The 20,044-nt window shown below is 53.6% G+C and carries 18 protein-coding genes and 2 tRNA genes; 15 read left to right on the top strand and 5 right to left on the bottom strand.

Annotated features, from left to right (window positions below; genetic code table 11):
* Positions 1-41 precede the first annotated feature (41 nt).
* Positions 42-419, top strand: a complete 378-nt coding sequence (locus IE102_RS12815) for a hypothetical protein (protein ID WP_189487267.1) — start codon at positions 42-44, stop codon at positions 417-419.
* A gap of 16 nt (positions 420-435) precedes the next feature.
* Here IE102_RS12815 and trpE read toward each other — a convergent pair whose 3' ends face one another.
* Together trpE and IE102_RS12805 are read right to left on the bottom strand one after the other, a co-directional pair.
* Positions 436-1,926 carry an anthranilate synthase component I gene (trpE, locus tag IE102_RS12810; RefSeq protein WP_189487265.1) on the bottom strand — a complete coding sequence of 497 codons (1,491 nt, stop codon included), beginning with the start codon at positions 1,924-1,926 and terminating at the stop codon, positions 436-438.
* A 1-nt stretch (position 1,927) separates the two neighbouring features.
* Positions 1,928-3,892, bottom strand: coding sequence for a peptidylprolyl isomerase (locus tag IE102_RS12805; RefSeq protein WP_229807742.1), 1,965 nt, complete (start codon positions 3,890-3,892; stop codon positions 1,928-1,930).
* Positions 3,893-4,101: 209 nt separating this feature from the next.
* Between IE102_RS12805 and tpiA the strand changes: the two genes are divergently transcribed.
* The 4 genes from tpiA (at position 4,102) to IE102_RS12785 (ending at position 7,662) form a co-directional block, all read left to right on the top strand.
* Positions 4,102-4,866, top strand: coding sequence for a triose-phosphate isomerase (gene tpiA, locus IE102_RS12800; RefSeq protein ID WP_189487262.1), 765 nt, complete (start codon positions 4,102-4,104; stop codon positions 4,864-4,866).
* 114 nt (positions 4,867-4,980) lie between these two features.
* Positions 4,981-5,505 (top strand): preprotein translocase subunit SecG, encoded by a 525-nt coding sequence (gene secG / locus IE102_RS12795; RefSeq protein ID WP_189487260.1) that lies wholly within the window; start codon positions 4,981-4,983, stop codon positions 5,503-5,505.
* 107 nt (positions 5,506-5,612) lie between these two features.
* A complete protein-coding gene (gene pyrG / locus IE102_RS12790; protein ID WP_189487258.1) occupies positions 5,613-7,265 on the top strand; it encodes a CTP synthase in 1,653 nt (550 codons plus the stop codon).
* Positions 7,266-7,278: 13 nt separating this feature from the next.
* Positions 7,279-7,662, top strand: a complete 384-nt coding sequence (locus IE102_RS12785) for a RidA family protein (RefSeq protein ID WP_189487256.1) — start codon at positions 7,279-7,281, stop codon at positions 7,660-7,662.
* Between the two features lie 74 nt (positions 7,663-7,736).
* On the opposite strand, the gene IE102_RS12780 is transcribed toward IE102_RS12785, so the two are convergent.
* From IE102_RS12780 to IE102_RS12770, 3 genes are all read right to left on the bottom strand, one after another.
* Positions 7,737-10,898, bottom strand: coding sequence for an autotransporter outer membrane beta-barrel domain-containing protein (locus IE102_RS12780; RefSeq protein WP_189487254.1), 3,162 nt, complete (start codon positions 10,896-10,898; stop codon positions 7,737-7,739).
* Between the two features lie 319 nt (positions 10,899-11,217).
* Positions 11,218-11,294: transfer RNA gene (locus tag IE102_RS12775), tRNA-Asp, on the bottom strand.
* A gap of 60 nt (positions 11,295-11,354) precedes the next feature.
* Positions 11,355-11,431 (bottom strand) — tRNA-Asp (locus IE102_RS12770).
* A gap of 341 nt (positions 11,432-11,772) precedes the next feature.
* On the opposite strand from IE102_RS12770, the gene IE102_RS12765 reads away from it, so the two are divergent.
* The 10 genes from IE102_RS12765 (at position 11,773) to nuoG (ending at position 20,041) form a co-directional block, all read left to right on the top strand.
* Positions 11,773-12,150, top strand: coding sequence for an NADH-quinone oxidoreductase subunit A (locus tag IE102_RS12765; protein ID WP_189487252.1), 378 nt, complete (start codon positions 11,773-11,775; stop codon positions 12,148-12,150).
* A 71-nt stretch (positions 12,151-12,221) separates the two neighbouring features.
* The gene (locus tag IE102_RS12760) at positions 12,222-12,758 is read left to right on the top strand and encodes a NuoB/complex I 20 kDa subunit family protein (RefSeq protein WP_229807757.1); all 537 of its coding nucleotides are present in this window, start codon (positions 12,222-12,224) and stop codon (positions 12,756-12,758) included.
* 14 nt (positions 12,759-12,772) lie between these two features.
* Entirely contained in the window at positions 12,773-13,378 is a 606-nt protein-coding gene (locus IE102_RS12755; RefSeq protein ID WP_189487250.1) for an NADH-quinone oxidoreductase subunit C, read from the top strand.
* A 34-nt stretch (positions 13,379-13,412) separates the two neighbouring features.
* The gene (locus IE102_RS12750; RefSeq protein WP_189487248.1) at positions 13,413-13,802 is read left to right on the top strand and encodes a hypothetical protein; all 390 of its coding nucleotides are present in this window, start codon (positions 13,413-13,415) and stop codon (positions 13,800-13,802) included.
* Positions 13,803-13,864: 62 nt separating this feature from the next.
* Positions 13,865-15,097 (top strand): NADH-quinone oxidoreductase subunit D, encoded by a 1,233-nt coding sequence (locus IE102_RS12745; RefSeq protein WP_189487246.1) that lies wholly within the window; start codon positions 13,865-13,867, stop codon positions 15,095-15,097.
* A complete protein-coding gene (locus tag IE102_RS12740; RefSeq protein ID WP_189487244.1) occupies positions 15,097-15,453 on the top strand; it encodes a hypothetical protein in 357 nt (118 codons plus the stop codon). Before IE102_RS12745 ends, IE102_RS12740 begins: the two co-directional genes overlap by 1 nt.
* 34 nt (positions 15,454-15,487) lie before the next feature.
* The gene (gene nuoE, locus IE102_RS12735) at positions 15,488-16,153 is read left to right on the top strand and encodes an NADH-quinone oxidoreductase subunit NuoE (protein WP_189487242.1); all 666 of its coding nucleotides are present in this window, start codon (positions 15,488-15,490) and stop codon (positions 16,151-16,153) included.
* A 1-nt stretch (position 16,154) separates the two neighbouring features.
* On the top strand, positions 16,155-17,477 hold the full coding sequence (nuoF, locus tag IE102_RS12730; RefSeq protein ID WP_189487241.1) for an NADH-quinone oxidoreductase subunit NuoF: 1,323 nt from the start codon (positions 16,155-16,157) through the stop codon (positions 17,475-17,477).
* Positions 17,478-17,482: 5 nt separating this feature from the next.
* Positions 17,483-17,923: a TM2 domain-containing protein gene (locus IE102_RS12725; RefSeq protein ID WP_189487239.1), complete on the top strand. Its 441-nt coding sequence runs from the start codon at positions 17,483-17,485 to the stop codon at positions 17,921-17,923.
* 66 nt (positions 17,924-17,989) lie between these two features.
* On the top strand, positions 17,990-20,041 hold the full coding sequence (gene nuoG / locus IE102_RS12720) for an NADH-quinone oxidoreductase subunit NuoG (RefSeq protein WP_189487237.1): 2,052 nt from the start codon (positions 17,990-17,992) through the stop codon (positions 20,039-20,041).
* Positions 20,042-20,044: the final 3 nt, after the last annotated feature.

Raw genomic sequence — 20,044 nt, 5'->3', positions numbered from 1 at the left:
CATGTTTAAATATCAGGAATTATTTCTGATTCGGATACATCATGCCTGACAATATGACCCTGACGGATAATGTTGTGGACGCCAGACTGAAGCGGGCACGTAGACTCTTGTCCCCACAGCCCCAAAAGCCAGCTTCCTTAAAATCAGCGTTACTGTCTTCAATCGCTTTTGCTGCGACGGCGCTTATGCTGGCGGCCGCTATTATCATGGGGCCGGGGTGGGAGCGTACGCGCAGTTCGGTGTCGAATGAGGCTCCGCCGACCGAAGATGATCAAGCGAATCTAACTCCCAAAGCCATGGTGGTTCAGGTACCCGCAGGTGGCTTTGAACTATCAGCCAGTCCCTTACCCATTGAAGGTGTCAATGAGGCTGTGCCGTTGAGCGAAGACGAACTGGCGGCTGGCGAAAGTAAAAAATAATTTTCAGGCTTAGCGTCTAAACATAATGCCAGGCTTCGGCGGCGGCACGAATTAGCGCTCCCGCCTTGTGAACCGTTTCATTATATTCGTTTATGGGGACGCTGTCGGCGACTACGCCCGCACCGGCCTGAACATAGACTTTCTGGTCTTTGAACAAGGCCGTACGCAACACTATGCAGATATCGGTCGCACCTGAGCTTGAGATATAGCCCACACCGCCTGCATAGGCGACGCCGCGCTTGACGTCTTCCAGTTCGTCGATGATCTCCATGGCACGCACCTTTGGCGCACCGGACAGAGTACCCGCGGGCAGGGCGGCAAGCAGGGCATCAACCGGATCTATGTCATCCGGCGTATCGCCTTCGACGTTAGATACAATGTGCATGACATGGCTGTAGCGCTCGATGACAAATTTTTCAGTAACACGAACTGTGGCCGGTTTAGCCACCCGGCCGACATCATTGCGGCCCAAATCAAGCAACATCAAATGCTCAGCGATCTCTTTAGGGTCGTTGAGAAGTTCTTGCTCTAAGGCATTGTCTTCCTCAACGGTTTTACCGCGTGGCCGTGTACCTGCTATCGGACGGATCGTCAGCTTTCCATCACGGATACGCACCAGTATTTCCGGGCTTGATCCGGCCATCTGGAAGTTACCGAAATTGAGGTAAAACAGGTATGGCGAAGGGTTCTGCCGGCGCAGAGATCTATAGAAAGCGAACGGATCGACGTCAAACGTTGCTTCGAAACGATGGCTTGGGACTACCTGAAAAATATCACCGGCGGCGATGTATTCCTTAGATGCCTCAACCATTTCGCAGTATCGCTCTGGCGACGTCGGCGATGCTAAGGGGGGCTGGACGCGGGCTTGCGGTTTATCGCGACTGGGCAGGGCTACGCGCAGGTCGGTTTCGACCTGATCGATACGGGCTACGGCATCGGCATAGGCTTGCGACGCGTTTTTATCGCCTGGCCAAACCGGGCTGGCGATAAGGATTTCGTTGGAGACATTGTCAAACACGCAGATGACCGACGGACGCACCATGACCGCATCCGGCAAACCCAGCGGGTCAGGATTTGCTTTCCCTAGCGGCTCAGTCAAACGGATCAGGTCATAACCGAATACCCCAAATAGTCCTGACACCATGGGCGGCAGGTCAGCCGGAATATCCATACGGTTGGCCTTGACCAGAGCGCGCAGAGACTCAAGGGTGGGCAAGGCTTCTGGCGTGTATTCATTTTTGGCTATGGCATCGCCTACGGCCAACTCAGCCTTATCTCCAAAACAGCGCCACACCAGATCCGGCTTAAGCGTTATGATGGAATAGCGCCCTTTCAGGGTGCCGCCTTCAACGGACTCAAACAGAAAAGCGAATTCACTATCTTTGGCCAGCTTGAGATAAGCCGAAACCGGCGTCTCCAGATCGTCTACCAAACGGCGGCAAACGACATGGGGCTGACCGGCATCGTAATCTTCCCGAAAGGCGTCCTCTAAACTCAAAGCGCTCATCTTATTTCTTTTCAGTGGACGCAGGCGTATCGGTCTTGGCGGGCGGGGTTACGCCCAAAGCCTTAATCGCCGTTTGCGGATAGGTCTTGGTTTTCAGCAGGGCGCGCGTCGATGAACGCGACATGTCTTCGACATCGCGGAAGGTTGCCTGTGTCAGACCGCGTTGCGCCAGAACCGAATTAACATTCGCCGAATTGGCTTCCGGGGCGGTTACGGTATCGACGCGTCCCAGGACATAGGCGAATTCGCTGGCCTGAGCGTTGAACGTGTCACCCTTTTTCGCCGAAAATACGCGGGCGGCAATTTGGGGGCCTACCTTTTGCTGTCCGGTCTGGCGATCAAGTCCTTTGAGAGTCTCAACCGGTGCCTTAACTGAAGCGGCTACAGCTTTGAAATCCTCGCCTTTACGCAGGCGTTCGCTCAACGTATCAGCCTTAATGCGGATAGCATCCATCATTTTCTGCTGCATATAGGCCTGAACCATTTGCGGCTTGACCTGATCTAGTGCGGGCACTTCAGACGGTACGACTTCATTTACGCGCACGGCAAAATATTCGCCGTTGCCGAGTTCCTGGACTTCGGATTCACCACCTTTGGGCTGATCGAAGGCTACTTTGATGACCGGTGCGAACTGGGCATAGTTTTGACCATTTACGGCCTGACCTTCTGCGGTCATAGGCGGCAGGTTGACTATGCTCAGATTGAGCTTTTTGGCTGCCGTTTCGATGCTGTCGCCTGCGCCGCGGGCCTTTTCAAAAGCTTCGACACGTTCATAGACAATTTCGGTGGCCTTTTCCTGACGGTATTCTTCGGTCAATTGAGGCTTGACCGCATCAAAGCTTGGGACAGATCCCGCCGTGATGCTGATGACCTTGATCACAGCATAGCCGAGATCGCCCTGAATGGGGGCGGACACGGCGCCGCTGGCAAGCGAGAAGGCGGCGTCAGCTATCTTTTTGTCAGGGATCGCGGTCTTGGGTTTGTTATCATAGTTCACGACTTCGCCGTCTGCAGCTTTTGCGGCGGCCTCAGAGGATTGTCCGGCCTTCAGTGCCGCTACAGCCGTCGCGGCTGCCTTGGCATCCTTGGCGGAAATTTGCACGAGTGTGCGGGTTTCAGCTTGCGATAGTGTGTCGCGTTTAAATTCGTAGCGTTTTTTTAGCTCAGCTTCATCGATCGTAATCGAGGCCAACAGATCTTTGGGCGCAAAAGTCACCAGCGAAAACTGACGGAACTCAGGACGACGCAGACGCTCCTTGTTTTCGTTATAAAACGCTGTCAATTGCGCATCATTGGGCTGGGCAGGCTGTTCAACATTGGCAGGTGACAGGATAAACAGGCTGACGTCGCGGCTTTCCATGCCAAAGGAAGCGGCGAGGGCCCCATAAACGCGCGGCAGTTTGAGGCCCGCAGCGGCGGCGTTACCAAAGTGATTGGCGGCAATATCGTCGCGGATCAACTGCTCGAACTTGGTCTCGGTCAGGCCCTGCTGGCCCAGAAACTGGGTATACTTATCCTTATCAAACCGATTGGTGATCGAATCGAAAAACATTGGATATTTGCTGATCTGGTCAACGACCATCTTGGCTGATGGTTTAATGCCCGCCTTTTCGAGGTAAGACGACAGCGATTCCATGCTGGCCATCTCTTCGAGAATACGCACATGCAGGCCTTCGTTCACCGCCTCTTCATTGGTGACGGCCTTGCCGGATTGTTCCTGAGCGCCTTTTTTGTAGTTATCAAAGGCCTTTGAGAAATCTTGTGCGCTGACTTCGCGCGACCCGGCCTTGATGACACTATTGCCGCTTGCGGCCGACAGGACATCCAACTGACTGCCTCCGACCACGACAAAGCTGAGCGCCAGAATGCCCATCAGGATTTTAAATGTCCAGGTCTTGGTGAAAGCGCGAAACCCGTTGATCATGAAAGCCCAGACCTTAGTAAAATTGACGGCTTCCTTACGCACTCAGGCGCTTGGTATTTATCCGAAAGCCAGTTGGGCGTGATATAAAGGAGGAAGTGCGGCAGATTCAAGACAGTTTTTACCATACCGTCTCACGAATGCCCTTAATACAAGAGTGATACAGGAATTTGTAACAATAGGAATTTATTTGTTTTCCGGTTTTTAATCGTTTTTGGCTTTAATTGCTGCACCTGCTAATTTAAAGAATTTTTATGACCTCACATACCCTGATCGCCGGCAACTGGAAGATGAACGGGCTTTTATCGTCATTAGACGAAGCTCGCGCCATTGCCGAGGGCAGCTCTGACAGCGTTGTCAAAATTGCTGTATTTCCTCCATTTACCTTATTACATGCTATGTCCGAGGCTCTTGGGCCCGATAGTCACATTTTACTTGGGGGGCAAGACTGCCACCACGAAGATAATGGGGCCTATACTGGTGATGTCTCTGCCGCTCAATTGCTTGATGCAGGCGCACGTATGGTGCTGCTGGGGCACTCGGAGCGTCGGCACGGGCATAAAGAAGCTTGTGAACTGGTAGCATTAAAAGCCCGCGCGGCAGTGAAGGCCGGTCTTGAACCGCTTATTTGTGTTGGTGAGACGCTGGAGCAACGCAAAGAAGGGCTTACACATGCGGTTTTGTCAAAGCAACTGCGTGACAGCTTGCCCGACGACCTGATCGGTAAGGCGTTTCATGTATCCTATGAGCCCGTCTGGGCCATTGGTACAGGGATGATTGCGACGGATGATCAAATTATTGATGCTTTTGCCCTGATACGCCGGGTAATTTCTGAGCGTTTTGGTGATGAATTCAAACCCCATCTTCTGTACGGCGGATCGGTCAAGCCGGACAATGCCGCAGAGGTGTTGAGGCTTGAGGGTGTCGGCGGCGCTTTGGTTGGCGGCGCATCGCTTAAGGCCGCGGATTTCCTTAAGATAATCCACAGCGCGCCTTTAGTTCACGAACTGAAGTCATAAAACTGTTGCCGGATCGGTTTCGGCTCTGGAAAAATCAGTGTGGCAGTGCTAATGGGGCGCAAAGATTGCGCGCTCACGCATGTGGCGGACTGCGCCCAAGGATTAAAACGGCTCATGTTATTTGGTATTTTGCTCACCGTTCAGATCATTATCTGTCTCGCGCTGGTTGGTCTGGTGCTGATTCAGCGTTCCGAAGGCGGCGCGTTGGGTATGGGGGGCAGCCCGTCGGGGTTCATGTCGGCGCGCGGTGCAGGCAATTTCCTGACGCGAGCAACATCCATTCTGGCCATCCTGTTTTTTGCCAATTCGATTGGCTTAACCATTGTTGGCAATATGTCCCAGCGCGGATCATCGGTTGTGGATCAGGTTGGTGAGGGCAATATCAATCTGGATGCTGCCAATCTTCCTGCCGCCGCGCCTGCGGCACCTTCCGGTGCAACGGCATCGTCGGCAGTTGCGCCGTCTTTGACCGAATTGCCGCGTCCGAGTGCGCAGGTGATTACGCCGTCTGCGCCGCAGCCAGCCTCCAAGCCCGTCGCATCGGCAACACCACCATCAACTCGATCGGCAACTCAATCTTCGGCGGCATCCGGTGCCGCTCCGGCAAATGAACCGATCGCAACGCAGCCTGCGCAGTAGTTAAATACGAAACACAGGTTGCTAATTTAACTATTTGAAGTGGCTCATTATTTATATTTTGAGCCGCTTTTTCTTTGTAGTGATTTCTATATCCCAAGGCTATCGTCATGACAGATACACCCACAGGTGCCCGTTTTATTTTTATAACCGGCGGGGTGGTGTCTTCGCTGGGCAAGGGTTTGGCATCAGCGGCTCTTGGGGCCCTGCTGCAGGCGCGGGGATATAAGGTTCGCCTGAGAAAGCTGGACCCCTATCTGAACGTCGATCCGGGCACCATGAGCCCGTACCAGCATGGCGAAGTGTTTGTGACCGATGATGGCGCTGAGACCGATCTCGATCTGGGCCATTATGAACGCTTTACCGGTGTAAATGCGCGCAAAACCGATAACATAACGACCGGGCGTATCTATTCCAATATCATCGAAAAAGAGCGTCGTGGGGACTATCTGGGCGCTACGGTGCAGGTCATTCCGCACGTCACAGACCAAATCAAAGCTTTTGTCCTGTCTGATCAGGGCGATGCTGATTTTATTCTGGTCGAAATCGGCGGCACCGTCGGTGATATTGAAGGTTTGCCGTTCTTTGAAGCCATCCGTCAGTTAGGGCAGGAACTGCCGCGCCGACAATGCTGTTTCGTGCATCTGACCCTGCTGCCGTGGGTGAAGACGGCTGGTGAAATGAAAACCAAGCCGACCCAGCACTCAGTCAAGGAACTGCGCTCTATTGGGATCGCGCCCGATATATTACTGTGCCGCTGTGAGCAGGAAATCCCGAAAGAAGAACGCCGCAAAATCGGGCAGTTCTGTAACGTGCGCGAATCAGCCGTTATTCAGGCGCTCGATTCGGAAAATATCTATGCGGTGCCCATCGATTATCACCATGAGGGCTTTGATAGCGAGGTTCTGTCGGTTTTTGGTATCGACAATGCCCCGGAACCGGATTTGTCGCTCTGGAAAGACATTTCACAGCGTTATTCCTATCCTGACGGTGAGGTAAATATTGCGGTTGTCGGTAAATATACAGTCTTAAAAGATGCCTATAAGTCATTGATAGAAGCACTTTATCATGGCGGCATGGCCAATAATGTGCGCGTCAGGATCGACTGGGTTGAAGCCGAGACGTTTGAAAAGGACACTGATTCGATACGCCAGCGTCTGGAAAGCGTACATGCGATTCTCGTACCCGGTGGCTTTGGTGAACGCGGGGCGGCAGGCAAGATCGAAGCCGTACGTTTCGCGCGCGAAAGCAAGATACCCTATTTCGGTATTTGCTTTGGGATGCAGATGGCCGTGATCGAGGCCGCCCGTAATCAGGCTGGTATCGGGGCGGCTTCATCCACGGAGTTCGGTGAAACTCAGGAACCGGTTGTCGGTCTGATGACAGAATGGCTGAATGGCAATGAGTTGTCCAAGCGCGCGGCTGGTGGCAATTTGGGGGGAACCATGCGATTGGGGGCCTTTGACGCCAGCCTGGCAACGGGTTCGCTGGTGGCGCGAATTTACGGCAACACAAACATATCTGAGCGCCACCGCCACCGCTACGAAGTCAACCGGGATTACATTCCACAGTTAGAGGCCTGTGGCCTTAGATTTTCGGGTATGTCGCCGGATGGCCTGTTGCCAGAGATTGTTGAGCGCGATGATCATCCGTGGTTTGTGGGCGTTCAATACCACCCTGAACTAAAAAGCCGGCCATTTGCGCCGCACCCGCTCTTCAAAAGCTTTATAGACGCGGCCAAGGTTAGAAGCCGTTTGGTCTGATCAGGAGATAATTATGCGCCAACTCGTATCATCAGGTTCACCTTTTGAAGGCGAAATCGGTTTTTCGCGTGCCGTACGTTCGGGAAACCGCATCGAAGTTTCCGGAACTGCTCCCATTCGTGATGGTAAAACGGCCGGGATTGGCGATGCGTATGAGCAAACCAAGGCCTGTTTAGAAATCATCGTAAAGGCGGTTGAGGCCGCCGGTGGCAAGCCGTCCGATATTATCCGTACCCGCATTTTCCTGACCGACATGTCGGTTTGGAAGCAGGCGGCAAAGGCGCATGGCGAAATCTTTGGTGATATCCGTCCGGCCTCATCATTTATTGGCACTAACGCTCTGATTAATCCGGAGTGGCTGGTGGAGATTGAGGCTTCGGCTGAAATCGTCGAATAAGCATTCACCAACTCGTAATAAAAAAGGCGGGCTTCGGTTGAAGCCCGCCTTTTTGTTTGTGTTGAGACTTAAGCTTAGAACTTAAATCCGGTACGCAGGCTTATGGAGTAGTTTTCATAAGCGTCATACTTCTCGGCTTCGGCCTCAAGTGCCAGATAGCCATATTCGTTACTGGCAGCGAGCCGGAAGCCAACCACAGGGCTGCCGCCTTCGACATCACCGCCATTCAGCGTGAATGGATTTCCAGTGCCGAACCGTGCCGTTGTGTCGGCAATTTCGACTGATACGTTTTGGCGATAACCCACCCAGATTTCAGGCTGGATCAGGGCTTTTCTATTGGCGCGGCCAAAGAAGACGAGGGCGCTGGCGCTGGCCATGTGGCTGTCACGCGAATCAACCGTCAGATCAAAGCTGGACCCGCCGCCGGTTTCGGTGCGTTCATCTTCGTTTAGAGCGTAAAAGTCGACGGCGACTTGCGGACGCATGGATATCGGCCCCAATGAGGTTTCATAGGATGCCCCAATGTTGCCGGAGTAGCTGATGCCGCTCCAGTCGGCTTCAGCGACCATGACTTTCTGGGCGCTGATCAACTCACGCTTTGAGTCAAAGGTTGCGCGCCCAATACCGGCGCTGGCCCAGGCCTTGAAGTTTTCGTTATATAAACGCCAGTAGCCGCCAACGCTAATGTCAGAAGTTGATGAGGTTTCGTTCGCTGCCGCAAAGGTATCTTCGGGCGTAGTGGTCGTATAGGCGACATAAACGCCGACCGCCTGATTGCCCATTAAGCCGCGTTCGGCACCACCGGCAAAGGCAAAGCCGGTTGATGTGAAGCCTGTGGTTTCGGCCCGTTCACGCTCCATATGGAAGCCGTATTCCTGAAGCCAGTATTGCGTCTCACCATCCGACGGCAGGAAGGATTGCCGCGCCAGAGAGTGGGTGAGGGCTTCGTGACCCTTCGACAGGGTCAGCAGGGCTTCACCCGAATAGTCGGGCAGGAAGGCGGAATAGACTTCATTGAAGCTGTTAGGGTTGGTTTGAGCCAGCAAGGCCAGTTGAGTGGCCGCATCCGTCTGAGCCGCCGTCAGAACCGCGTCCAATGCGCTATATTCATTGACGGATAGTCCGGATTCGCTTTGGGTCTTGAGCCTGAAATCGGCATAGAGGTTAGTGTTGGCCGTGCCCGTCGATAAGGTGGCGTTATAAAGCCAGGGCACGTTTTGACTCAGCGTTGCCACATCAAGGTTGGCTATGCTGATGTTGTTGCCGGTCATCACCGTAAACTGTGTCGGTGTCTTGATGATCTCAGTCAGGGATAACAGCACCTTAGCGCCGCTGTCGATGGTGGTTGTACCGGTATTAATCAGCAAGGGTGTCGTAGCGGTGTCGGGATTAAGTACCAGATAAAGCTCCGATTTCGCCCCAAGATGCAGGGACGATAGATTTACTTGCGATCCGCCAGTAAGACCCAGTCGGGCTTCGGCCACATCAAGTGCGACGGTTCCGCTGCCAGTGATTTTTCCAAGAACAATGGCTTTCTTGTCGAGTAGCATGGTGTTGCTACCAGCCCCGAAGTCGATATTGCCAAGGACCTGACCGCCATTAATCGTGACCGAATCGTTTCCGGCACCCAGCAGGATATCGCCTTGGATGAAGGGGGCGGCGACCGTGTCGTCATCGGGCTTGGTATCGGTTTGAACCAAGGTGAGGCCCGCCGAGTTGGTACGGGTATCAATAGCTATGCCACGATTGACGGCTGTATCAGCCACACCGTCATTGTTTTCGTCGGCGGGGACAGTGACTGAGGTAATGAAACCTGTGTTTGTAAAGCTGGTCAGGGTATTTGAGGTGTCACGGACACCGATTGCGCTGGCGGTTGTACCAGCGCCGGTAGCCGAAATAGTGCCGCTGTTGGTAAAGGCGGGTACGGTGGCACCTGCGGCGATGTCGACCACAATCGCGCTGTTGTTATTCAGCGTCGTTGTTGTGGCCCGCATGGTGCCTGAGTTGACGAAGTTGGCGACATTGGCCCCGCTCAGCAGGGAAATACCTGTTGCATTACCTTTTGTGCCGACAGCCGTGATATTGCCTTGAATCGACAGGCCGTTTTGCAGGGTCACATTATGCCCGAGGCCGCCAATTTGAATGGCGGTCGCATTGACGTCTTTATATAGGCCCGCGGCGTTGACATTGCCTTTGACGACCAGACCGTAGCTGTCGGTTGCTTTGGCGGTGACGACGCTGTTGAGCGTAATGTCCTGAGTGGCCGAGCCAATAAGCAGGGCAGGCGCGCCGCCATATTGCGTCAGGTTGGCCGTCGTCTGATTGGCGTCAAGCGTACCATCGCCATCAATGTCGGTATTGGTGGTGTCGGCAGTTACGGTCGAGTTTAGCAGGAGGCCCTTAGACAGGTTACCTGAAATGCTGACCAGCGGGCCGGATTGATAAAGGTCGTCCGGATCAAGCAAGGCCAGTTGGGCATCGCTCAAGGTGGAGGTGAACCGATAACCGGTGCCCGCCATGGTGCCGTCGAGAATCACAGAGCCGCTGACGTTGCCGCTCAGATTTAAAGCCGAAGCGTTTCGGCCAAGTGCATTGACTGTGCCGCTGACATAGACATTGCCGGTGACATTATTTTCAATCGAGATGCCTTTAGTGTCGGTACCTGCCGCGGCTATGGCGCCATCAAAGCTGAAATTACCAACTTGAGGAGCTTCCAGACGGATGCCGTAGGATTGATTCCCCTCAATAGTAATCGTTGAACCACTGGTGACTTCGATCTTACCGGTAAAAGGTGTGGTTCCGGTAAGGCGGATGCCGTACCGTCCGGTGCCGGTCGCAAATTCTCCGTCGACAAAATCATCATCGTCGGTTGTCGAATCGGCTGGCGTATAATTGTCCGTGACCGTGATATTCGACTTTACCGAGACTTCGCCGGTCGTGCCGCCGTTGATAAGAATGCCGGTCGAATTGTCTGCGGAGGCAGACATGTTGATAGCACCTTCGGTCGTAACTTTATTATTAGAATTTAGGGTGATGGCTGTGCCGCTGGCCAGCTTAATCGAGCCTGCGGCAGCGATTTTCACGTCATCAGCCGCACCGCTATTGGCGGTAGAGGTGGCAATGGGCGTTGTGCGCTCAGTGGTTATGCTGGTCTCGGCTGACGCCGTATGAGCGGATATGCCCGCGGCCAGAATCAGGCCGATGGCTGTGGCGTTGCGAAGGTGTGATTTACGCATCTGGCTACTTTCAGAAGTGTCGGAAACAGAGCCATGGGCCCGGTGGAGGTCTGATTATTTTATGAAAACTGGGGAATACGCTTTACCTGGCGGAGGCAGCCCACATGTCGATACCGTTACATTGTGTTGGTGATGCCTCAAAAACCGAATTTGTGGCGAACATTGGCACGAATGTGGGCTTTTATATGTCAGTTGGGAAAAATTGCAAATCCGTTGCGACGGGAAGCGTCTAAACGAAAAAAAAACCGCGAGGCTTTGTGCCTGCGGTTTGTGATGCATAGGATATTAAAAGAGATGCGGAGCCACTTAAAATCTTAAGTGGCGCGAGTGACGGGACTCGAACCCGCGACCCTCGGCGTGACAGGCCGATACTCTAACCAACTGAGCTACACCCGCATCCCTAATGTCCTGCGTAAACTTAAATTTCAGAAGCGGTTGCCACCTATGTTAAATAAGTGGCGCGAGTGACGGGACTCGAACCCGCGACCCTCGGCGTGACAGGCCGATACTCTAACCAACTGAGCTACACCCGCATTCTGAAATTTTAGTTTCTCGATAAGACAGTGTGGCCGAGATTTTAAGGTCTGGCAACCCTGCCCTGTCAGGAGGTGCGCTAGATAGTTCGGGCGAGGGGGCGGTGTCAAGCGCCGAGTTTCTGAAAAGCTCTAAATTTTGAAATGGCTGTGGAAGGTTGATGGTAAAATGCGATTAATTCTCAATAGCTTTTAAAAATAACGCAAAAATCAAAAAACACGCAATTTCATCCTTTTGAGTGTTTGCCGCGGTGCGAAGGTTGGTCTAATACGCTTCTTGATTCCAGCCGTCCTTAAGGTGTAACAGCACTTTTAGATAAAGGACTCATTTGAGGTTTCCGATGAACGCGCTTTTGCTGCAATATCTTCCGGTCATCATTTTCATGGGTATCGCTGCCGTTTTAGGGCTTGGCTTTATCGTTGCGGCGCTGGTTCTGGCGCCCAAGGCGCCTGATACCGAAAAGCTGTCGGCCTATGAATGTGGATTTAATGCCTTTGATAGTGCGCGTCAGAAATTTGATGTGCGGTTTTATCTGGTGTCAATTCTGTTCATTATTTTTGACTTGGAAGTCGCGTTTCTGTTTCCATGGGCTGTGTCGATGTTTGATTTGCCGCAAGCTGGTATGGAGTTTGCCTTCTGGTCGATGATGTCTTTTCTGACCATTCTTACTGTTGGCTTTATTTATGAGTGGAAAAAAGGAGCCCTGGAATGGGAGTAGACCTTTCCAACACAGGCCTGATTTCAACGTCGGGGCAGCCTTTGTCCTCTGGGCAACCTTTGGCAGCGGGTATGGCGGCGCGGTCGCGCGTTGAAGGCTATAATCCAGACATCCACGATAAGTTTTTCGAGCAGGTCTCGGCTGAACTGAGCGAAAAAGGTTTTCTGGTCGCTGCGGCCGATGATGTCATCACCTGGGCGCGTACCGGTTCTCTGATGTGGATGACATTTGGCCTAGCCTGTTGCGCGGTTGAAATGATGCAGGCCTCCATGCCGCGTTATGACATGGAGCGCTTCGGGATGGCGCCGCGCGCATCACCACGCCAATCCGACCTTATGATCGTAGCGGGCACCTTGACCAACAAGATGGCGCCGGCTTTGCGTAAAGTGTACGACCAGATGCCTGATCCGCGCTATGTTCTATCTATGGGTAGTTGTGCCAATGGTGGTGGATACTACCATTATAGCTACTCAGTGGTTCGTGGTTGCGACAGGGTTGTGCCGGTGGATGTCTATGTGCCGGGTTGTCCGCCATCGGCAGAGGCTCTGCTGTACGGCCTCCTGCAATTGCAGAAGAAGATTCGCCGTAACGGCACGATCGCACGATAAGGGGAGGGGAGTTTATGTCATTAGAAAAACTGAATGCACTCGCCGAACGTGCCAAGACCGATTTCAAGGACGGCATTCTGGATGTCGCGTTCGCTTATGGTGAACTGACGCTGACGGTTGAACGTGAGCGCATTATTGAGATCATGACTAAGCTGAAAGACGGCGAACATTACCGTTTTCATCAGCTTATTGATCTAACGGGCGTGGATTACCCTAAGCGCGATCTTCGCTTTGATGTCGTGTACCACCTTTTGTCGCTGACGAAGAACTTGCGTATTCGCGTCAAGGTGATGACGGATGAGACTGTGCCGGTGGCATCATTGCGCGAAGTATATCCTAACGCTGATTGGTATGAGCGCGAAGCCTTTGATATGTACGGAATTTTGTTCGCTAATCATCCGGATTTACGCCGTTTGCTGACGGATTACGGTTTTGAAGGTCATCCGCTTCGTAAGGATTTCCCGATGACCGGGCATGTCGAGGTGCGTTACGACGAAGCGCAAAAACGCGTTGTTTATGAACCTGTAAAACTGGTTCAGGAGTTTCGTAAATTTGACTTTATGTCTCCGTGGGAGGGCGCGTCCTATGTCCTGCCGGGCGATGAAAAGGCCAGTAGCTAAATAAGCAGCTAAATAACCTGAAACGGGGGGCGTTATGGGTAGGTTTAAATCGGTTCGGTCGGCAGTAAAGTTTTTCGCCGTCAGTTTGTCGGCGGCATATCTGTTTACCATCGGCATGAAATTGACCGGCTGGTTTACGCGCTCGCCGGACATACCGGATGAGGGCATGGCGACGACGGGGATGTCGATCATCGTCGGTGTGGCGATATTGATTTTTGGAGCTGCGGTGCGGCGCTTTACGGCAGCGGAAACGCAGGCCGCACTTTTGGGGGCTTCAGCCGTGCTTCTGGCAACGCCAGTGGTGCAGTTGGTGACGACGCATAGTTTTGATTTGTCGATGCTGGTGGTTTCCGGTTTTGGCATCATTACTCTGGTGGCGGGCCTGCTCGTGGCATTGACGCGCAGACCGACCCTGGATGAGTAAATTTCGCGGAAACGCCGGTTCAGACGGGCTGTTTTCGGGTAGTGGGATAGAAGGATGTGATCATGGCGGATGATGTGAAGCCACAGAGCGATCTCAAGAGCGAGCTTACGCGTCAGAATTTTGACGATCGCAAGTTCACGATCAATTTCGGTCCCCAGCATCCGGCGGCACACGGCGTTTTACGTCTGGTGCTTGATCTTGACGGTGAAATCGTTGAGCGCGTCGACCCGCACATTGGTCTGCTGCATCGCGGCACCGAAAAGCTGATGGAATATCGCACCTATCTGCAAAACATTCCGTATTTTGACCGTCTTGATTATGTCGCCCCGATGAATCAGGAGCATGCGTTTTGCCTTGCGATTGAAAAGCTTCTGGGCGTCGACGTGCCTAAGCGTGCGCAGTTAATCCGTGTGCTGTTCTCGGAAATTGGCCGTGTTCTGAACCACCTTTTGAACATTACTACTCAGGCCATGGACGTCGGTGCACTGACCCCGCCGTTGTGGGGTTTTGAAGAACGCGAAAAGCTGATGGTGTTCTATGAACGCGCCTGTGGGGCACGTTTGCACGCCAACTACTTCCGTCCGGGCGGCGTCCATCAGGATCTTACATCTGAACTGATCGACGATATTGAGCAATGGTGTAAGGAGTTCCCGCGCGCTCTGAACGATATTGAATCGCTCGTGACCGAGAACCGTATCTTCAAGCAACGCAACGTCGATATCGGCGTGGTCTCTGTGCAGGAAGCGTTCGACTGGGGTTTTTCGGGCGTCATGATCCGGGGTTCGGGCGTCGAATGGGATCTGCGTAAGTCGCAACCCTATGAATGCTATGACGAACTCGATTTTGATATTGTCATTGGCAAAAACGGCGACTGCTGGGATCGTTATCTGTGCCGCGTTGAAGAAATGCGGGTTTCGGTTAGCCTGATGCAGCAGTGCATTGAAAAACTTCGGGTAACGCCGGGTGATGTCCTGTCCACTGACCATAAGATTACACCGCCGCGCCGCGCGGAAATGAAAAACTCGATGGAAGCGCTGATCCATCACTTCAAGCTCTATACCGAAGGCTTTAAAACCCCAGAAGGTGAAGTCTATGCCTGCGTCGAAGCGCCCAAGGGTGAGTTCGGGGTTTATCTGGTGTCGGACGGCACCAACAAGCCTTATAAATGTAAAATTCGCGCACCGGGCTTTGCCCATCTTCAGGCCATGGACTGGATGAACCGTGGCCACATGCTGGCGGACGTGTCAGCCATTCTGGGGTCGCTGGATATCGTGTTCGGTGAGGTTGACCGCTGATGAATATCTGGTTGGCTTTCGCGCTGTCATTTGGCTTTCTGGCGGTTGCAGTGTACCTGCGCTACCTGCTGGCCAAGGCGGCCTGGTCGTATCACCCTGATGGCGCAAAAGGATATCTCAAGGATATTCTGCTTGAGACCATCGTGTCATATGCACCGATGCTCGCGATCATTTTCTCCGTTCGCCTCTACATCGAATTTAATCCGCAAGATGCCGGATCACCTCTGGTTATGGGGTCTATCGCTGTGGCTGTGGTATCCATGCTTCTGGCCAAGCGTCTGCCGTTTGTAAAGGCTGCCAGCCAGCGCATGATGAAGGCGCGTTCCGACCGTTGGGAGGCTGCGGCTAAGCAATGATCTGTTTTTTCTTTAATAGTGAGAGAGAGGCCTGATGTCTGTTCGCCGCCTCGCCAAAGAGCAGCCCGAAAGTTTTACCTTCAAGCCAGAAACGCTTGAAAAGGCTAACTGGTGGATTGCCAAATACCCTGATAACCGTCGTCAATCGGCGGTCATTCCTATTTTGTGGTTGGTCCAAAAGCAGGAAGGCTGGGTTAGTGAGCCCGCTATTTCCGCGATCGCCAAGATGCTGGGCATGGCACAGATCCGTGTTTATGAGGTCGCGACCTTCTACACCATGTTCATGCTGGAGCCGGTAGGCTCTGCGGCGCTCATTCAGGTGTGTGGTACGACACCATGCATGTTGCGGGGCTCCGACAAGCTAATGGAAGTTTGTAAATCCAAGATCGGTGCCAAAGACAAGCTGTCTGCCGACGGTAAATTTACCTGGCAGGAAGTTGAGTGTCTGGGGGCCTGCACCAATGCGCCGATGGCCCAGATTAATGATTACTTCTACGAAGACCTGACGCCGGAAAATCTGGCGCAGATCATTGATGATTTTGCCGCGGGTAAGTCGCCCAAAGTTGGGCCTTATAACGGTCGTCACACGTCTGAGCCGATTGGTGGGGCGACGACCTTGCTCGATCCCAAGCTTTATGATGGCTCAGCCACCAAGCCGATCAAAATTCCGAATGCACCCGTTCCGGAGGCAAATGCGTAAAATGGCCAAAACACTGGGTATTCTCGAAGATAAAGATCGCATTTTCACCAATTTGTATGGCTTCCAGGATTGGGGTCTTGAGGGTGCGAAGCAACGCGGCTGCTGGAACGCGACCAAGGATATTCTGTCCTATGGGCGCGAGTGGATCATCACCAACGTCAAGAACTCTGGTCTGCGCGGCCGGGGCGGGGCGGGCTTTTCGACCGGCCTGAAGTGGTCGTTCATGCCGAAAGAGGTGAAGGAGCGTCCGCACTATCTGGTGGTCAATGCTGACGAATCCGAGCCCGGCACCTGCAAAGACCGGGAGATCATGCGCCACGATCCTCATCTGCTGATCGAAGGTTGCCTTATCGCCTCGTTCGCCATGCAGGCGCATGCCTGTTATATCTATCTGCGCGGCGAATATGTCTTTGAACGTGAGCGGTTAGAGGCGGCGGTTAAACAAGCCTATGAAGCGGGGCTCATCGGCAAAAACAATGTCCATGGCTGGGATTTTGACGTTTACGTCCATCACGGGGCCGGGGCCTATATCTGCGGCGAAGAAACCGCCCTTTTGGAATCGCTGGAAGGCAAAAAAGGCCAGCCGCGTCTAAAGCCACCGTTTCCTGCGGGCGCGGGGCTTTATGGCTGCCCGACGACCGTGAACAATGTCGAATCGATCGCGGTTGTTGGCACGATCCTGCGCCGCGGTGCCGAATGGTTCGCTGGTTTTGGCGCACCAAATAATACCGGCACGAAGCTGTTCTGCATTTCCGGTCACGTTGAGCGACCTTGTAACGTCGAAGAGGCCATGTCGATCCCGTTCCGTCAGTTGATCGAAGATCATTGCGGTGGGATTCGTGGCGGTTGGGGCAACCTCAAGGCCGTTATTCCGGGCGGATCATCGGTGCCGATGATTCCGGCCGAGCAGTGTGAAAATCTGCCGATGGACTTCGACAGTCTCCGAGCCTTGCGTTCTGGTTTGGGAACGGCGGCGGTTATCGTCATGGATAAATCCACCGATCTGATCCGAGCGATTGCCCGCCTCAGCTATTTTTATAAGCACGAAAGCTGCGGCCAATGCACGCCCTGCCGCGAAGGCACGGGCTGGATGTGGCGGGTGATGGAGCGCATGGTCAAGGGCGATGCCGATCCGTCCGAAATCGACATGCTGCTTGAAGTTACTACGCAAGTCGAAGGTCACACGATCTGCGCGCTGGGTGATGCCGCAGCCTGGCCGATTCAGGGGCTTATCCGTCATTTTCGCCATGAAATCGAAGATCGCATCACGCTTTACCGTTCACGTAAGTCTAACGTGGCCGGTCATTCTATAGCGGCGGAGTAGGGGATATGCGCGGAAAAGTCCTGTCATACGACGATAGCCTGGCTCAGGGCCTCATCAGCGGTGATGACGGCATGCGCTATGGCTTTACTCGCGCAGATCTTATGGGTGGTGCCCGTTCAGTCGCGACCGGATCAACCGTCGATTTTGAAGCGTCCGATGGCCGGGCCGTTAGCGTTTATGTCGTCTCCACAGGCTTGTCCGACAAGAACAAATGGGTAGCCGCCCTTTTGACCTTCTTTTTTGGCATCTGGGGCGTGCACAAGTTTTATCTGGGTAAGAACACCGCCGGTGTCATCATGCTGGTGTGCGGGACGGTGGGATGGTTTCTGGTCATCCCCGGTATCGCCGTGGCGCTGATATCGTTTATCGAGCTTATCATCTACCTGCTCAAATCCGAGCAGCAGTTCCACGAAGACTATGTCGCTGGCGACCGGTCCTGGTTCTGATAAATTGTTAGTATTTTCGCGCAGTTATCTTACGGTAGCTACGTTACTGAATGAGGTTTGAAGCCTATGGCGAAAGCAAAAGTCAACGGCGTTGAGGTCGAATTCGATCCCGGCATGACCGTGCTTCAGGTAGCTGAACTGGCGGGGGAAGAAATCCCGCGTTTCTGCTACCATGAGCGCCTGTCGATCGCGGGCAACTGCCGGATGTGTCTGGTCGAGGTCAAGCCTGGCCCGCCGAAGCCGCAAGCCTCATGCGCGCTGCCAGCCGCCGAAGGTCAGGAAATTTTCACCAATACGCCGATGGTCAAAAAGGCCCGCGAAGGGGTGATGGAGTTCCTGCTGATCAATCACCCGCTCGATTGCCCGATTTGCGATCAGGGCGGCGAATGTGATCTTCAGGATCAGGCTATGGGCTATGGCCGTGGCGGTTCGCGATATGCCGAGAACAAGCGCGCCGTTGAAGAAAAATATCTTGGCCCAACGATCAAGACCTTTATGACCCGCTGCATTCAATGCACCCGCTGCGTGCGCTTTAGCACTGAAGTCGCCGGTGTCACCGAAATGGGTATGATTTCACGCGGGGAAAATGCAGAGATCACCTCCTATCTGGAACAGGCGGTGTCGTCGGAACTGTCGGGTAATCTGAACGATCTGTGCCCGGTCGGTGCTCTGACTCATAAACCGTGGTCATTTAACTATCGCCCGTGGGAACTGCAAAAAGTTGAGTCGATCGACGTGATGGATGCGCTGGGCGCGCACATTCGTCTGGACTATCGCGGGCCGACGGTTCTGCGCGCCCTGCCGCGCCTTAAGGAAGACATCAACGAAGAATGGATCACCGACAAAACGCGCTATGCGGTCGATGGTCTGTCGCGTCAACGCCTTGATAAACCTTACGTTCGTAAAGCTGGCGGTTTGCAAGCGACCACGTGGTCGGAAGCCCTGAGCGAGGTCGCTGGCAAATTGAAAGCGACTTCGCCTGAGAAAATCGGCGTGATTGCCGGTGACCTGATCGATGCCGAAGGTTTGAAGGCAACCAAGGATATGTTCTCCTCATTGGGCGTTAACAATTTGGATTGCCGTCAGGACGGCTCCAAGATCGGTCGCGGCGCTCGCGAAACCTACCTGTTCAATACGGGCATTGCCGGCATTGAAGATGCTGACGCGATCCTGATGATCGGCACTGACCTGCGCAATGAAGCGTCGCTGATTAATGCCCGTATTCGTAAATCGTGGCTCAAGGGTGACGTGCAGGTGGCGGTTATCGGTGAGCCCTATGATCTTACCTATGATTACGTCCACTTAGGTGCAGGGCCGAAGGCACTGAAAGACCTTAAGAAGCACGCTTTCCGTGATGTGCTGAAAAACGCGGAAAAGCCCGTCGTTCTGGTGGGTAACGGCGCGATTTCGGGTAGTGACGGAGCCGCGGTTCTGAACCTGATCGCTTCTGAAGTCCTGAGTGCTTATGATGTCGTGCGCGCTGACTGGAACGGCTTCAATATCGTCCACCAAGCTGCGTCGCGTGTTGCCGGGTTGGATATCGGCTTCGTGCCTCATGGCGATGGCCTCGACACTGAGGCGATGCTGGCTGGTGGGTTAGACGTTGTCGTACTGCTAGGGGCCGATGAAATAGATACGTCTAAGCTTAAAGGCAGCTTTGTCGTGTATATCGGTCATCACGGTGATGCAGGTGCTGCTATTGCGGATGTGATCTTGCCATCAGCTGCTTACACCGAAAAGTCAGGCATCTATGTTAACCTTGAGGGCAGGGTTCAGATCGCTGAACGCGCAGTGTTCCCAAAGGGGGATGCCAAAGAGGAATGGGCCATCATGCGGGCCCTGTCCGAAGCTGTGGGCAAGACCTTGCCTTATGACAGCCAGTCTGATCTTCGGGCCAAACTGATCGCCGATCATCCAACCTTTGGGCGGATAGATGTGAAGCCTTCACAAAAAAGCTTTGATGTCAAAACCCTGGGTGCTAAGGGCGAGGTCTCTGACCGAGTCTTCGCGTCAAATATCAAGGATTTCTACCTGACCAACCCGATAGCCAGAGCCAGCGTGGCCATGGCGGAATGTTCCGCTGCCCGTGCGCCGAAGCTATCTGTGGCCGCCGAGTAAGAG

The sequence above is a fragment of the Asticcacaulis endophyticus genome, assembly GCF_014652575.1.
GTDB classification, from domain to species: domain Bacteria; phylum Pseudomonadota; class Alphaproteobacteria; order Caulobacterales; family Caulobacteraceae; genus Asticcacaulis; species Asticcacaulis endophyticus.
Note: the sequence above shows the minus strand (reverse complement) of the source record. Positions and strands in the feature narration are given on the sequence as shown.

What these genes read in the sequence shown, in the direction of transcription:
- nuoG (WP_189487237.1), top strand. Translation starts at nt 17,990, where the DNA reads ATGGCGAAAGCAAAAGTCAACGGCGTTGAGGTCGAATTCGATCCCGGC.
- IE102_RS12780 (WP_189487254.1), bottom strand. Translation starts at nt 10,898, where the DNA reads ATGCGTAAATCACACCTTCGCAACGCCACAGCCATCGGCCTGATTCTG.
- nuoF (WP_189487241.1), top strand. Translation starts at nt 16,155, where the DNA reads ATGGCCAAAACACTGGGTATTCTCGAAGATAAAGATCGCATTTTCACC.
- secG (WP_189487260.1), top strand. Translation starts at nt 4,981, where the DNA reads ATGTTATTTGGTATTTTGCTCACCGTTCAGATCATTATCTGTCTCGCG.
- tpiA (WP_189487262.1), top strand. Translation starts at nt 4,102, where the DNA reads ATGACCTCACATACCCTGATCGCCGGCAACTGGAAGATGAACGGGCTT.
- IE102_RS12725 (WP_189487239.1), top strand. Translation starts at nt 17,483, where the DNA reads ATGCGCGGAAAAGTCCTGTCATACGACGATAGCCTGGCTCAGGGCCTC.
- IE102_RS12760 (WP_229807757.1), top strand. Translation starts at nt 12,222, where the DNA reads ATGGCGGCGCGGTCGCGCGTTGAAGGCTATAATCCAGACATCCACGAT.
- trpE (WP_189487265.1), bottom strand. Translation starts at nt 1,926, where the DNA reads ATGAGCGCTTTGAGTTTAGAGGACGCCTTTCGGGAAGATTACGATGCC.
- IE102_RS12815 (WP_189487267.1), top strand. Translation starts at nt 42, where the DNA reads ATGCCTGACAATATGACCCTGACGGATAATGTTGTGGACGCCAGACTG.
- IE102_RS12755 (WP_189487250.1), top strand. Translation starts at nt 12,773, where the DNA reads ATGTCATTAGAAAAACTGAATGCACTCGCCGAACGTGCCAAGACCGAT.
- pyrG (WP_189487258.1), top strand. Translation starts at nt 5,613, where the DNA reads ATGACAGATACACCCACAGGTGCCCGTTTTATTTTTATAACCGGCGGG.
- IE102_RS12765 (WP_189487252.1), top strand. Translation starts at nt 11,773, where the DNA reads ATGAACGCGCTTTTGCTGCAATATCTTCCGGTCATCATTTTCATGGGT.
- IE102_RS12740 (WP_189487244.1), top strand. Translation starts at nt 15,097, where the DNA reads ATGAATATCTGGTTGGCTTTCGCGCTGTCATTTGGCTTTCTGGCGGTT.
- nuoE (WP_189487242.1), top strand. Translation starts at nt 15,488, where the DNA reads ATGTCTGTTCGCCGCCTCGCCAAAGAGCAGCCCGAAAGTTTTACCTTC.
- IE102_RS12750 (WP_189487248.1), top strand. Translation starts at nt 13,413, where the DNA reads ATGGGTAGGTTTAAATCGGTTCGGTCGGCAGTAAAGTTTTTCGCCGTC.
- IE102_RS12745 (WP_189487246.1), top strand. Translation starts at nt 13,865, where the DNA reads ATGGCGGATGATGTGAAGCCACAGAGCGATCTCAAGAGCGAGCTTACG.
- IE102_RS12785 (WP_189487256.1), top strand. Translation starts at nt 7,279, where the DNA reads ATGCGCCAACTCGTATCATCAGGTTCACCTTTTGAAGGCGAAATCGGT.